Here is a 12,638-nt window from a genome sequence, read left to right on the forward strand (position 1 = left end):
ATGAGAGACAAAAGATTGACGTTTAAAAAGAGATTGCATATCCTGAAACACCGATTCCGGGATAAGAAGCTGGCACCGGCATTCAATGCCTTTCACACCTTTTTATTCACTCCGGACGAGACTACTCACTCCGGCAGCCATATCCGGGGTGCGGATGATCTTAAGAGGACGATGAATACCGTGATCATGGCCCTGATCCCGATTTTGCTGTTCTCTATGTTTAATGCAGGTTATCAGCACTACTCGGCGGTAAATGGATTTCCCGAGAACTTTTCTGTGTGGAACGACTTTATCACCTGGGATAACTTTTGGATAGGGATTATCAAAGTACTTCCCCTGGTGGTGGTGTCCTACGGTGTGGGATTATTAGTAGAATTTATTTTTGCCGTGATCAAAGGTCATGAAGTGGAAGAAGGATATTTGGTGACAGGTATGCTGGTTCCGCTCATAGTTCCTATTGACACTCCCCTTTGGATGTTGGCCGTAGCCGTGGTTTTTGGTGTGGTCATCGGGAAGGAGGTCTTTGGAGGGACTGGTATGAATATCCTGAATCCGGCACTTACTATCCGTGCATTTCTGTTTTTTGCATATCCCACATGGATGAGCGGCGACAAGGTATGGGTATACGAGGGTATGGAGCGCGCAGGCACACCTGATGCGATTTCCGGGGAGACCATTTTGGGCTATCTGGCACAGAATGGAGGTAATGAATTCTCTTATACGGTATCAGATATGTTCTTCGGTTTTATTCCCGGATCGGTAGGTGAAACCTCAACCTTCCTGATCATTTTGGGAGGACTGTTCCTGGTCTTTAGCAAGATCGCCAGCTGGCGAATTATGGTGAGCGCAGTAGCCGGTGCCCTGGCCATGGGGCTTATTTTTAACGGAGTTGTTGATGCCGGTTGGATAACAGAAACAAGTAAGTTCTACGGTCTGATGAGTTTTGATTTTTGGAAACATTTGATTGTTGGTGGACTAGCTTTCGGTATTGTTTATATGGCTACTGATCCTGTTACGGGATCCCAAACTAACAGGGGGAAATGGATCTACGGTTTTCTCATCGGTTTTATTTCGGTGATGATACGCGTATTCAATCCTGCCTACCCTGAAGGCGTATTCCTGGCCATCTTATTAATGAATGTTTTTGCACCAACCATTGATCACTACGTAGTTCAAGGCAACATTAAAAGAAGGTTAAAGCGATTCAAGAATGCGGTGATTCTGCCAAAGGATTCAGAAGAAAAAGAAGCTGCACTTAAAGTTGAAACGATATAGCTTATGAATAGAGATAATAATATATACACCGTACTCTTTGCTTGTGCAATGGTTATCGTGGTGGGTTCTATCCTCGCTTACCTGGCCTCTGCCCTCAGTGGAAAGATCAAGGAGAACGAGCGATTTGAAAAGCAACAAAATATCCTCTATGCGATGGGGGTGAACGAAAATGAAGATGAAGGCAGCGTGAATTTTGTTCCGACAGATGTTGTAGAACAGGAGTTTACTACCTATATCACAAAGCAGTTAGTCATTGAAGGTGACAAGATAACTGAAAATGATGAGGCATATTTAATCGATCTCAAAAAAGAGCTCGATAAATTAAAAAATGGAGCAACGCCTAAGTTGCCTGTTTATGTCGGCGATAAGGACGGGGAAACCTTCTATATTGTTCCAATGTACGGCAAAGGCTTATGGGATGCTATCTGGGGATTTATGGCTCTTGATAAGAACATGATCGTACAGGGTGTTTATTTTGATCACAAAGCTGAAACTCCCGGACTAGGCGCAAATATCAAGCAACGTTACTTTATGGATGATTTCACAGGAGAAAGTATACTAAATGGCGATAATTACACGGGCATTAAAGTGATCAAAGGGAATAATGATCCTGTTAATAATATTAAAGACGATAATGAGGTGGATGCTCTCGCAGGAGCAACTATTACCGGGAACGGAGTATCAGCAATGATCTCCAAGACGGTGACCCTCTACAAGGACTATTTTGAATCAATAAGAACTCAATAAGATGGCAATACTTTCCAAAAAAGATTCCAAACTAATCTTAGATCCCCTGGCGGATAATAATCCGATCACCATTCAGGTACTCGGTATTTGTTCCGCTCTGGCGATCACCGCGGAACTCAAGGCATCCATCGTTATGGCCTTGTCAGTTGTATTTGTAATGGGACTGGGAAATGTGGTCATCTCCCTCTTGCGGAATGTGATTCCGTCCAAAATCAGGATTATTGTGCAACTCGTCGTAGTTGCAGCCCTGGTAATTGTAGTAGATCAGGTGTTAAAGGCCTATGCCTATACATTGAGTAAGACCCTGGCAGTATTTGTTGGACTTATCATTACCAACTGTATTATCATGGGTAGGTTTGAAGCATTTGCATTGGGAAATGGTGTAAAACGATCCTTCCTTGACGGTATAGGAAATGCCGCGGGTTACGGCCTTATTTTGATAATCGTTGGGTTTTTCAGAGAACTATTGGGTTCAGGAACCTTATTGGGATATGCCGTATTAGGTAATCCTATTGAAAAGACCGGTTTATACGCTATCGGATACGAAAACAACGGCTTTATGTTGTTGTCGCCTATGGCCCTTATAGTAGTGGGGCTTCTAATTTGGGTACAACGATCGCGAAACCCTGCCTTGATTGAAGAAAATTAAACAGCTTTTAAACACGACATATGTTAGAGCATACAGAATTATTTTTTAAGTCGATTTTTATTGACAACATGGTATTCGCCACCTTTTTGGGGATGTGTTCTTACCTTGCTGTCTCCAAGAAAGTGACCACTGCCGTAGGCCTAGGTGCCGCAGTAATCTTTGTACTGTCGGTTACCGTTCCCTTAAACTGGCTTTTGGATCAATATTTACTCAAAGACGGTGCATTAGCCTGGTTGGGGCCTGAATACGCTGATTACAATCTCAGTTTTCTGTCCTTTATATTGTTTATCGCAACCATAGCCACTATGGTTCAACTTGTGGAAATCGTCGTGGAGAAATTTTCTCCTGCGCTCTACAATTCCCTGGGGATCTTTTTACCGCTTATCGCAGTAAACTGTGCTATTTTGGGAGGTTCTCTGTTTATGCAGGCACGTGAAATTTCTTCCCTCGGTCTGGCCTTTAATTACGGGCTGAGTTCAGGTATAGGTTGGTTTCTAGCCATACTAGCAATAGCTGCAATTCGCGAAAAGATCAGGTACTCTAACGTACCGCCACCATTAAGGGGTCTCGGGATCACATTTATTATAACAGGACTGATGGCCATCGGCTTTATGAGTTTTGGAGGAATGCTTACCGGAGGCGATGAGGTTCCTGTAGCTGAAGAAAATACCACTGCTCAGCAAGAAAAGGAAGAAGAAAATAAAAAATTGGATGAGGAAACGGCCCAGAATACCGTATCCTATAACGCTATAGAAAAAGAATAAGCATGATTTTAGCTACAAGTACTTTAGGTACCGTTTTGATCACAGTAATTGCCTTTCTGGTGTTATTGCTACTCTTGGTTGCCCTTTTGCTTTTTACTAAAGAAAAACTATCCCCGTCAGGTCCGGTGACCATCACCATAAACGGGGAAAAACAGATGGAAGTGGCTTCTGGAAGTACACTCTTATCTACCCTGGGGAACCAGAAGATATTCTTACCCTCTGCTTGTGGAGGCGGTGGAACTTGCATTCAATGTGAATGCCATGTCTTGTCGGGAGGGGGAGAAGCCCTGCCCACTGAAACACCTCACTTTTCAAAGAGAGAGCTCAATGAGGGTGCCCGACTAGCTTGTCAGGTTAAGGTAAAGCAGGACATGAATATTACCATCCCCGAAGAAGTATTCGGGATTAAGAAATGGGAAGGAACGGTAGTGCGTAATTACAATGTAGCTTCTTTTATCAAGGAATTTGTGATAGAGATCCCGGATGATATGAATTATAAGGCCGGGGGATATATTCAGATTGAGATACCTCCTTGTGAAATCAAGTATTCTGATATCGACATCACCGCGCATCCTGAAGAACACGAAACTCCGGATAAATTTCAGGCAGAATGGGATAAGTTTAATCTCTGGCCTCTGGTGATGAAGAATAATGAAGTTGTGGAGCGCGCCTATTCCATGGCCTCTTATCCTGCGGAAGGACGTGAGATTATGTTGAATGTGCGTATTGCAACCCCGCCTTGGGACAGAGCTAAAAACGGTTGGATGGATGTGAATCCGGGAGTGGCGTCATCCTATATTTTTGCTCAGAAAGAGGGTGACAAGGTAACTATTTCCGGACCTTACGGAGAGTTCTTTATCAATGAATCAGAAGCTGAAATGCTGTATGTTGGAGGGGGAGCTGGAATGGCGCCGATGCGATCGCACCTATATCACCTCTTTAAAACCCTTAAAACCAACAGAAAGGTTACTTATTGGTACGGAGGGCGTTCCAAAAGGGAGTTGTTCTACATAGATCATTTTAAGAGGTTGGAAGATGAGTTTCCCAATTTCAAATTCTATATGGCGCTTTCTGAGCCCTTGGAGGAAGACAAATGGAAAGTGAAAGAAGACATCGATGCTCCAGGTGACGGGTTCGTAGGATTTATCCACAATTGCGTAATTGATAATTACCTGAGCAAACACGAAACACCCGAAGATATAGAACTCTATTTTTGCGGTCCGCCTTTAATGAACAAAGCGGTTCAGAAGATGGGAGAGGATTTTGGAATCCCTGACGAAAATATCAGATTCGACGACTTCGGCGGATAAAGATTTATTTTAAGTAAATGATTAAAACCGATATAGCTGTATATCGGTTTTTTTATCCTTTTTAAAATGAAAGCACTTACGGAACAAGAACTGCATAACCTGGCCATGAACATCGTGGGAAAGGAGCTGGAAGCTGATGGCTTTGAATTCATGGGTGTAAATAGTAAGCTCAGGAAGAATCCCCAATTTGTGTGCCTCAAGGATAAAGAATTGCATTTTATTGTGGTGAGGAATATACCCTATCCCGGAAACCCCTCAGAATACGATGAGGACCTATTGGCAAAGGTGAAGGAACACGCTGTAAAGTTTGAGGCTCGGACTTACTATGCAGGAGTTGGTATCTCCAATGCCGCTAACAGGGACAAACCTGTTTTATTAAATCAAGAATATCTTGTAGACTATGAAGGGCTTGTTGAAATATAAATACCTGATCGGTCTTTTTCTGGGGATTAGCCTTTCCACTCTTTCCTGTAAGCAGGAAGAAAGGTGGATTAAAAACACAGATTTGGGTGAAGCCCTCGGCACTACATACACAATTATTTATTTATCCAACGATACGCTCGACCTAGGGCAACAAATCGATTCTGTTTTCCGGGTGGTCAATCAGTCGATGTCTACTTATATTCCGGACTCTGATATTTCCAGAATCAACCGGGGAGATACCACTGTCGTTGTTGATGAAATGTTCACAGACGTGATGGCGTTGTCTCGTGAAGTGTATCAGAAAACAGACGGATATTTTGATCCTACAGTTGGGATTTTGGTAAATGCCTGGGGATTTGGACCGGGGACGAAAATAGAAATGGACAGTACCCAGGTAAAAAGGCTTATGGACTTTGTAGGGATGGATAAAGTTGTACTGACTGCCGATCATAAAATTCGAAAGAAGCATCCCGAGATTCAGCTCGATTTTAATGCGATCGCCAAAGGGTATGCCATAGACCGGCTTGCAGTGATGCTCGATCGGTATACAAGTGGGAGTTATCTCGTGGAAGTGGGGGGAGAGATAGTGACCAAAGGGATCAACACACTTAAAGGACAAGCTTGGGTGGTTGGCATAGACGATCCGCAGGTGGAAATAGGACGTAAATTAAAGATTACGCTTAACCTGGAGGATGAAGCTCTGGCCTCGTCAGGAAATTATAGGAAATTTAGAATAGATTCATTGACGGGACAGAAGTATGTTCATACTATAGATCCCAAAACCGGATTTACAAGAAATTCTAATGTTCTGGCGGCAAGTGTTATTGCTCCAAATTGTGCAAAAGCAGATGCTTATGCCACTGCCTTTATGGCCATGAAACTCGATTCTTCTATCGCCTTTTTAAAGGGTGAGAAAGATCTGGAGGCCTATATTATTTACCTCGATTCTACAGGAGTGGAAAAAGAATATTTTACACCGGGCTTTCGGGAACATGTAAGGAAGTAATCAGGGCTTGTAAACTAACGGTATAACCTCATTTTTAGCAAGGCGGTATTGATCAACTTCTTCCGCAGATAGTTCAGTAGAGTAGGGGACCGGCTTTACGATAAACCCTGCTATTTCGAGTTTTTTAAAATAATCCCTCCCGTATATCCTCACATGGTCGTATTGGCCAAAAATTTCAGCTCTTTCCTTTTTATCGGTGATGCTGTCGTCTTCAAAGGTCGTTTCCCTATCGAGCTCCTGAGGCACCTGAAAAATACCCCAGCCTCCGGGTTTCATCACGCGGAACAGTTCTGACATAGCTTTGCTGTCATCCGGGATATGTTCAAGGACGTGGTTACACAGAATGATGTCATAAGTATTGTCCTCAAAAGGCAAATCGCAAATATCTGCCTTTACATCTGCCAGGGGGGAGTTGAGATCGGTAGTGGTATAATCGAGATTTTCCAACTTTTTAAATCGCTTATAAAATGCCTGTTCCGGAGCAAAGTGAAGGACCTTGAGTGATTTGTGAAAAAAATCGGTTTCTCTCCTCAGGTAAAGCCATAATAATCTGTGCCTTTCCAGAGATAAGGTAGAAGGTGAGAGAACATTTTCACGTGGATTCTCATAACCGTAGGGAAGAAATTTTCGAAATCTTTTGCCGTCGATAGGATCGGTATACTTATTTCCTTTGAGGGCGAAGGTCAAAAAGGGCCTCACCCAGTAACTCATTCTGATCAAAAGGGGTCGGGGAAATAGCTTCAGTATGTATTTAAAGACTCTTTTCACCCCGTTGTAATAAGATTAAAGCTGGAGTTTGGCCGCACGAAAGGCATCTTCCTCATCACTGACAATTCCGAGTGCCTCGTAAATATATTGAAAGGTAGAGAGCAGTTCTGGCTTCCCGTCGATCATGGCCACATCATGTTCAAAATGTGCACTGGGTTTTCCGTCGGCGGTTAAAATGGTCCAACCATCGCGCAACTGTTTTATTCTGCGTGTACCCATATTTACCATGGGCTCAATAGCGACCACCATCCCTTCAACAAATTTTTTACCTCTTCCGCGCTTGCCGTAATTTGGCATTTCAGGCGATTCGTGTAAATCCTTGCCTAGTCCATGTCCTACTAATTCTCGAACAATACCGTAGCCTTCTGCTTCACAATGCTGCTGAATAGCAAAGGCTACATCACCTACGCGCTTGCCTATTCGGAATTGTTCAATACCCTTGTAAAGTGATTCCTTGGTTACCCTCAGTAATTTTTTTGTTGCCTCATCCACAGAACCCACTTCAAATGTATAGGCGTGGTCTCCGTAAAATCCATTTTTTAACGCTCCGCAATCGACGGATAAAATATCTCCGTCTTTAAGTGCTTCATCGTTAGGGATTCCGTGAACAACCTGTGCATTCGGGCTTAAATTCAGCGTATTCGGAAAATCATACATTCCCAGAAATCCGGGTTCTGCTCCATGGTCCCTGATAAATTCCTCCGCCAGTTTGTCCAGGTGTAAACCCGTTACTCCTGGCTTCACCTCTTTGGCCAGCATACCCAGGGTTTTCGAGACGATCAAGGCGCTCTCGCGCATCAATTCAATTTCTTCCGAAGTTTTTACTAGAATCATATGGTTCTTAAATTAAACTAATGATTTTTGGGTCATGGCTGCGGGTTTATCAATTCCCATCATATGTAAAATGGTAGGCGCAATATCTCCCAGAACACCATCTTTTACTGCCTTGATATCCTTGTCAACTACGATCAAAGGAACTGGGTTAGTGGTGTGGGCAGTATTCGGACTACCATCAGGGTTAATCATGGTATCGCAGTTCCCGTGATCAGCGATGATCAGAGAACTATACCCGTGTTCTAGGCCTTTAGTAACGACCGCCTCAGCACAACTATCTACGGTTTCAACCGCTTTAATTGCAGCTTCCATGATACCGGTATGACCAACCATGTCGGGATTGGCAAAATTAAGACATACAAAATCGGCTTCTTCTTTCTCCAATTCACTGAGAATAGCATCCCTAATTTCATAGGCACTCATCTCTGGTTTAAGGTCGTAAGTCGCTACTTTAGGAGATGGACACATAATGCGTTGCTCTCCTTCAAAAGGAATTTCTCGTCCTCCGTTAAAGAAAAAGGTAACATGGGGATATTTTTCTGTCTCCGCTATCCGTATTTGTTTTTTTCCTGCTTTAGCGAGAATTTCGCCTAAAGTATCCTGAAGATTTTCCTTGTCATAGACTACCTTGATCCCTTTAAACGAATCGTCGTAATTGGTGAGTGTAACGTAGTAAAGATTCAAGGTCTTCATCTCAAACTCAGGATGATCTTTTTGGGTAAGGACTTCAGTAAGTTCACGTCCGCGATCGGTCCTGAAATTAAAAAAGATCACTACGTCATCTTTTTGTATGGTTGTCAGAGCCTGTCCTCCTTTATCTGTAATTACAATAGGTTTTAGGAATTCATCCGTTAAGCCGTTTTCGTAGCTCTTTTGTATGGTCTGAGACACATCCGAAGTTTTCTCTCCACTTCCGTGAACTATAAGATCATAAGCAAGCTTAATGCGCTCCCAGCGTTTGTCCCGGTCCATGGCGTAGTATCGCCCGATAACGCTAGCTAATTTTGCATTCTTATCCCTGCAAAACGCTTGGAGGTTTTCAACGTAGCCCTTTCCACTTCTGGGATCAACATCACGTCCGTCAGTAAATGCATGGACAAAAACATTTGGCAGACCCTGGCCTTCTGCTGCCTTGATCAACCCCTTTAAGTGATCGGTATGACTGTGAACGCCACCATCACTAAGCAGACCCAGTAAATGGACATTTTTTCCATTCTTTTTAGCGTACTCAAAAGCATCTCTGATCACCGGTTCATCCTTCATCTTGTCTTCTTCAACAGCCTTATTAATCTTGGCCAGGTCTTGATAGACAATTCTGCCTGCTCCCAGATTCATGTGTCCTACTTCACTATTACCCATTTGTCCATCGGGTAATCCTACATTCATTCCATCGGTGAGGAGATTGCTATTTGGATATATCTTATACAAAGAACTAACAAAAGGGGTATTGGCCTGATCCACAGCTGAGACTTTGGGATCTGGCGACTTTCCCCAGCCGTCAAGTATCATCAGAATAACTTTTTTGTGCATTTCTATGGATTAGTTTAGTACTATCCTACAAAAATACTGCGATTTAACCGGGTTTGCCACATTTGAACATCCTTTTTCATTCCTGGTTGGATCTTCTGTAGCAATGGTCACAAGGACTGACCTACAAGAATAGAAACGGAGTGTCGCCTGCGTTTATCTTGGGTGAAAATTGAAATTTTATTAGATCGGTCTGTTCGTAGATAATTCCTAAAACTCGAATCCTGTAAAAGCCCTGTAAAAGAATGCATATAAAGCCATCAGTAACATCAAAGCACAAAATGCAGAATAGGCCTTTAAAAGAATTACCAGAATTTCTGGTTTACAATCATCAAAGGCTTCCAGGTATAAATTTTTAAAGTGTACAAGTGTCCCCATATAGTCTTAGTGTAATTAAAGCTATAAGGGTTAAATCGGGCTTAAAATAGGATTTGGGAGAAACGCTAAGATAGAAAAAAAAGGACAGCATCCTAATTTTGATGGATTAATTACCTGAATTACCCGCCTTTATACTTTTTAATAGAAGCTTTGATTTTGGCAATGCGGTTATCAGGGTCAGGGTGCGTGCTCTGAAATTCGGCTACCCGATTGGGCCCGGCAGCCTCTTTTAGGATCTCCATCACCCTGATCATTTCCCTGGGTTCATATCCCGACCTGATCAAAAAGAGAACACCCAGATCATCGCTTTCCAGTTCATCACCCCTTCCATTTTTCAGCAAGGTATTCTGGCCGATGTTACTTACGATATTACCTGCATCAGCACCTACTTGTGCTCCCATACTCACCGTTCTCCAAAAATTGCTTTCCGCGATACGTTCTGCGGAATGCCTGCCGATAACATGGCCTATTTCATGACCGAGGACTCCCGCCAATTGGGCTTCATTGAGCTGAGAAAAAAGCGCGTAAGTAATAAATATCTGACCACCGGGAAGGGCGAAGGCATTAATCGTCTTATCGTCGGCCAGGAGGTGAAATTCGTATTCGTAAGGCGTCTCCCTGGCAATGCTGTTTTGAACCAGTTTATCTCCAACCGCATCTACATAAGCCTGCATGCGATTATCATTGTATAAACCACCGTATTGCTGGGCGATCTGAGGAGTACTTTGTAAGCCGATTGCGATTTCCTGCTCGGCTGTCATATTGATATTTTGCACCCTGCCGGTATAGGGATTTTTCTCCTTATTACTACAGCGTTGAACCATTGCAAAAGCAACGATCACCAGACCTATAAGAATTCTTAATTTCCAGCTCCCTCTTCTCATGACCTGAAATTAAGATATTTTCTTGTAGAATTATAATAGTACTGGATTGATGTCGAGAATATTATCACGGATATAGGTCCTGATAAACCCGGTAGTCAGGAATTCACTACCGATAAAATCCTCTTCAATCAAAAGCTGAAGAATGTTTTTCTTTCTAAAGACCTCTAACATTGGTACTGACAAAGGGGCGTAGCTGTAATGCCAGGGTTCGTATTTAAATCCCCTGCGTTTAGGTTCCTTTGTATAAACGATGTAAAACCCATAATCACTGGCGTGTTCATCCATCCATAGTTTAAGATCTTCAAAAGGTCCTCCTTCTTCAAATTTAGAAGGATCTAATACATCGCCTTCCGCGGGCTTACTTGCGTCAATGATATCTATATCTGTCCCCCAATGATGCCTGCTGGTTCCGGGTATAGTAGAGTATTCAATAATTTTATCGATAGCTGCGAGAGGTTCCATGCCTTCGTCTTCGGAGTATTGTAAATACTTCCTTTCATATATGGCGAGTTGTCTGTCGAAACTCCGGAAACTGGAGACAATTTTAATATCTATCCCATCCTGATAAGCCGCCTTTTTCATTTCGAGGAAGGCATCATAAGCTTCCTTTCTGAGGTTAATACCTTCCCCATACAATTCAATATCTGCCTTGCCCATTAATTCTTCAAGGGAATATTTATCAGCCTGTGCCGAGCTATACTGTTGCCCTGAGAACATCAGGCAGATCAACATACTCAGTCGGATATAAAATGATCGTTTATTCATAAAATTGAAATCAAATGGTAACTTATTAAATCTGCTTCCTAAATTAAGACAATTTCGACAGTTTGAAGACGATATCTCACTTGAAAAACATTTAGGTGTGCTACTGGCTATTTAATTAGAAATGTACAAATACCCCTGGTGTTTCTGGCGAAGATCATGCATGGTAAGGATGTAAAAGTATATCCCTGATGACAAACCGGTTCCTCTTTCTATCACGCCTTCGCGATTCGACTGCCCGTTGAAGTTATTCTGATAATTCGCCTTAGAATAAACTAATACGCCGTACCTATTGAATATCTCCAGCATGTTATTCGGTGATTCATCAATTCCACCGAGAATGAGTTCATCATTAGCCCCGTCACCGTTTGGGGTCATAAAATAATTGTCGAGGTCGATTGTAGAATAGGTCTCTAGGCGGTCATCATTTCCTCCGATGGTCAGGATCTCATAATCACTGGGGACAAAAACTTCTGAGGTTACTGAGCCGTATGCCATTCCCCCTTCAACCTGAGAATTCCCCAGGTTCACCCACTGGTTCTCAGATTTACTCCAGCCAACCACTTTGAGGTCGTTGAGGTATTCTGCCAGTGATCGTACATCACTATGCAAGTCCCAGGTAAGCGTAACCCTTGAAGGAACATCTCCTTCCAGGCGCCAGAATTCCGTATCGCTCACCGATATAAAATCGGTTGCTTTGTTTGTAGTATCATAATCCTTGCTGAGTGTTACTGAATTATTCGGGTCTTCGAAGAAATAGGCACACCTTGCCATTGCATTTATGGCTACTGATTCTATCGTCAGAGGTCTTAAGCGGTCTTCATTACCCACCGGAAAGACGAAGGATTCTTTATTGGTCATAGCGCCATATCCATCAATTTTGGAAACACTACTCTCTCCAATATAAAAAGCATCGTCAAGGAAGTTTGAATAGACTGAGGAACCTGATTTCGCCGTGATAACATCTCCCGTCACCAGGTTTACATTGTTATGGACATTTAAGGCCGTTTCGAGTATTAGTCCGCCAACAGCGTCAATTTCTGCATCGTAAAGTACCGGGATATAAGCTCCGGAAATGGTCAGGGGGCATCGTCGCTGTAGAAGCCCACCACACCGGTATTTTGATCAAAGCTACCGTCATTGACCAGGTCCATATGGAAACCCACGTAGGTGTCGCCATGCACCTGAATGGTACCGTAATTGTGTACGGCTTCCTGAGCCAGAAGCATTGCCGGAACAAAAAGGTAAATAAAGAGGAATTTATATTTCATTTTGTCAATGCAAATTCTTTTTCAATACTTCTATATTTAT

General features: G+C 42.8%; 15 protein-coding genes. 7 read left to right on the forward strand and 8 right to left on the reverse strand.

Going from position 1 to position 12,638, the window contains the following annotated elements; genetic code table 11:
- The 7 genes from EQY75_RS02195 to EQY75_RS02225 all read left to right on the forward strand — a co-directional run bounded on the left by EQY75_RS02195 (nucleotide 1) and on the right by EQY75_RS02225 (nucleotide 6,174).
- Nucleotides 1-1,275 (forward strand): NADH:ubiquinone reductase (Na(+)-transporting) subunit B, encoded by a 1,275-nt coding sequence (locus tag EQY75_RS02195; RefSeq protein WP_129602473.1) that lies wholly within the window; start codon nucleotides 1-3, stop codon nucleotides 1,273-1,275.
- A 3-nt stretch (nucleotides 1,276-1,278) separates the two neighbouring features.
- The gene (locus EQY75_RS02200; RefSeq protein WP_129602475.1) at nucleotides 1,279-2,022 is read left to right on the forward strand and encodes a Na(+)-translocating NADH-quinone reductase subunit C; all 744 of its coding nucleotides are present in this window, start codon (nucleotides 1,279-1,281) and stop codon (nucleotides 2,020-2,022) included.
- A gap of 1 nt (nucleotide 2,023) precedes the next feature.
- Entirely contained in the window at nucleotides 2,024-2,671 is a 648-nt protein-coding gene (locus EQY75_RS02205; protein ID WP_129602477.1) for an NADH:ubiquinone reductase (Na(+)-transporting) subunit D, read from the forward strand.
- Nucleotides 2,672-2,691: 20 nt separating this feature from the next.
- Complete coding sequence (gene nqrE / locus EQY75_RS02210; protein ID WP_129602479.1) at nucleotides 2,692-3,435, forward strand: NADH:ubiquinone reductase (Na(+)-transporting) subunit E; 744 nt, start codon at nucleotides 2,692-2,694, stop codon at nucleotides 3,433-3,435.
- A gap of 2 nt (nucleotides 3,436-3,437) precedes the next feature.
- Nucleotides 3,438-4,745 carry an NADH:ubiquinone reductase (Na(+)-transporting) subunit F gene (gene nqrF, locus EQY75_RS02215; protein ID WP_129602481.1) on the forward strand — a complete coding sequence of 436 codons (1,308 nt, stop codon included), beginning with the start codon at nucleotides 3,438-3,440 and terminating at the stop codon, nucleotides 4,743-4,745.
- Nucleotides 4,746-4,811: 66 nt separating this feature from the next.
- Nucleotides 4,812-5,168, forward strand: a complete 357-nt coding sequence (locus EQY75_RS02220; RefSeq protein WP_129602483.1) for a Na(+)-translocating NADH-quinone reductase subunit F — start codon at nucleotides 4,812-4,814, stop codon at nucleotides 5,166-5,168.
- On the forward strand, nucleotides 5,158-6,174 hold the full coding sequence (locus EQY75_RS02225) for an FAD:protein FMN transferase (protein WP_342774032.1): 1,017 nt from the start codon (nucleotides 5,158-5,160) through the stop codon (nucleotides 6,172-6,174). The genes EQY75_RS02220 and EQY75_RS02225 overlap by 11 nt, the downstream gene beginning before the upstream one ends.
- Here EQY75_RS02225 and EQY75_RS02230 read toward each other — a convergent pair whose 3' ends face one another.
- From EQY75_RS02230 to EQY75_RS14155, 8 genes are all read right to left on the reverse strand, one after another.
- The gene (locus EQY75_RS02230) at nucleotides 6,175-6,942 is read right to left on the reverse strand and encodes a class I SAM-dependent methyltransferase (protein ID WP_129602488.1); all 768 of its coding nucleotides are present in this window, start codon (nucleotides 6,940-6,942) and stop codon (nucleotides 6,175-6,177) included. It abuts the gene before it with no gap.
- Nucleotides 6,943-6,957: 15 nt separating this feature from the next.
- A complete protein-coding gene (map, locus tag EQY75_RS02235) occupies nucleotides 6,958-7,776 on the reverse strand; it encodes a type I methionyl aminopeptidase (RefSeq protein WP_129602490.1) in 819 nt (272 codons plus the stop codon).
- Nucleotides 7,777-7,788: 12 nt separating this feature from the next.
- Entirely contained in the window at nucleotides 7,789-9,306 is a 1,518-nt protein-coding gene (gpmI, locus tag EQY75_RS02240; protein ID WP_129602492.1) for a 2,3-bisphosphoglycerate-independent phosphoglycerate mutase, read from the reverse strand.
- A gap of 207 nt (nucleotides 9,307-9,513) precedes the next feature.
- Nucleotides 9,514-9,681, reverse strand: coding sequence for a DUF6747 family protein (locus EQY75_RS14390; protein WP_342774033.1), 168 nt, complete (start codon nucleotides 9,679-9,681; stop codon nucleotides 9,514-9,516).
- Nucleotides 9,682-9,800: 119 nt separating this feature from the next.
- Nucleotides 9,801-10,565 carry a M48 family metalloprotease gene (locus EQY75_RS02245; RefSeq protein WP_129602494.1) on the reverse strand — a complete coding sequence of 255 codons (765 nt, stop codon included), beginning with the start codon at nucleotides 10,563-10,565 and terminating at the stop codon, nucleotides 9,801-9,803.
- A gap of 30 nt (nucleotides 10,566-10,595) precedes the next feature.
- Nucleotides 10,596-11,297: a M15 family metallopeptidase gene (locus EQY75_RS02250; RefSeq protein WP_425462154.1), complete on the reverse strand. Its 702-nt coding sequence runs from the start codon at nucleotides 11,295-11,297 to the stop codon at nucleotides 10,596-10,598.
- Nucleotides 11,298-11,441: 144 nt separating this feature from the next.
- Nucleotides 11,442-12,302, reverse strand: a complete 861-nt coding sequence (locus EQY75_RS02255; RefSeq protein WP_246019955.1) for a T9SS type B sorting domain-containing protein — start codon at nucleotides 12,300-12,302, stop codon at nucleotides 11,442-11,444.
- A 104-nt stretch (nucleotides 12,303-12,406) separates the two neighbouring features.
- Nucleotides 12,407-12,598 (reverse strand): hypothetical protein, encoded by a 192-nt coding sequence (locus EQY75_RS14155; RefSeq protein WP_246019957.1) that lies wholly within the window; start codon nucleotides 12,596-12,598, stop codon nucleotides 12,407-12,409.
- Nucleotides 12,599-12,638 lie beyond the last annotated feature (40 nt).

It is taken from the genome of Muriicola soli, assembly GCF_004139715.1.
Taxonomy (GTDB): domain Bacteria; phylum Bacteroidota; class Bacteroidia; order Flavobacteriales; family Flavobacteriaceae; genus Muriicola; species Muriicola soli.

Coding starts and splice junctions, on each gene's coding strand:
- gpmI (WP_129602492.1), bottom strand. CDS start 9,306: ATGCACAAAAAAGTTATTCTGATGATACTTGACGGCTGGGGAAAGTCG.
- EQY75_RS14390 (WP_342774033.1), bottom strand. CDS start 9,681: ATGGGGACACTTGTACACTTTAAAAATTTATACCTGGAAGCCTTTGAT.
- EQY75_RS02250 (WP_425462154.1), bottom strand. CDS start 11,297: ATGTTGATCTGCCTGATGTTCTCAGGGCAACAGTATAGCTCGGCACAG.
- EQY75_RS02205 (WP_129602477.1), top strand. CDS start 2,024: ATGGCAATACTTTCCAAAAAAGATTCCAAACTAATCTTAGATCCCCTG.
- EQY75_RS02200 (WP_129602475.1), top strand. CDS start 1,279: ATGAATAGAGATAATAATATATACACCGTACTCTTTGCTTGTGCAATG.
- map (WP_129602490.1), bottom strand. CDS start 7,776: ATGATTCTAGTAAAAACTTCGGAAGAAATTGAATTGATGCGCGAGAGC.
- nqrF (WP_129602481.1), top strand. CDS start 3,438: ATGATTTTAGCTACAAGTACTTTAGGTACCGTTTTGATCACAGTAATT.
- EQY75_RS14155 (WP_246019957.1), bottom strand. CDS start 12,598: ATGAAATATAAATTCCTCTTTATTTACCTTTTTGTTCCGGCAATGCTT.
- nqrE (WP_129602479.1), top strand. CDS start 2,692: ATGTTAGAGCATACAGAATTATTTTTTAAGTCGATTTTTATTGACAAC.
- EQY75_RS02245 (WP_129602494.1), bottom strand. CDS start 10,565: ATGAGAAGAGGGAGCTGGAAATTAAGAATTCTTATAGGTCTGGTGATC.
- EQY75_RS02220 (WP_129602483.1), top strand. CDS start 4,812: ATGAAAGCACTTACGGAACAAGAACTGCATAACCTGGCCATGAACATC.
- EQY75_RS02195 (WP_129602473.1), top strand. CDS start 1: ATGAGAGACAAAAGATTGACGTTTAAAAAGAGATTGCATATCCTGAAA.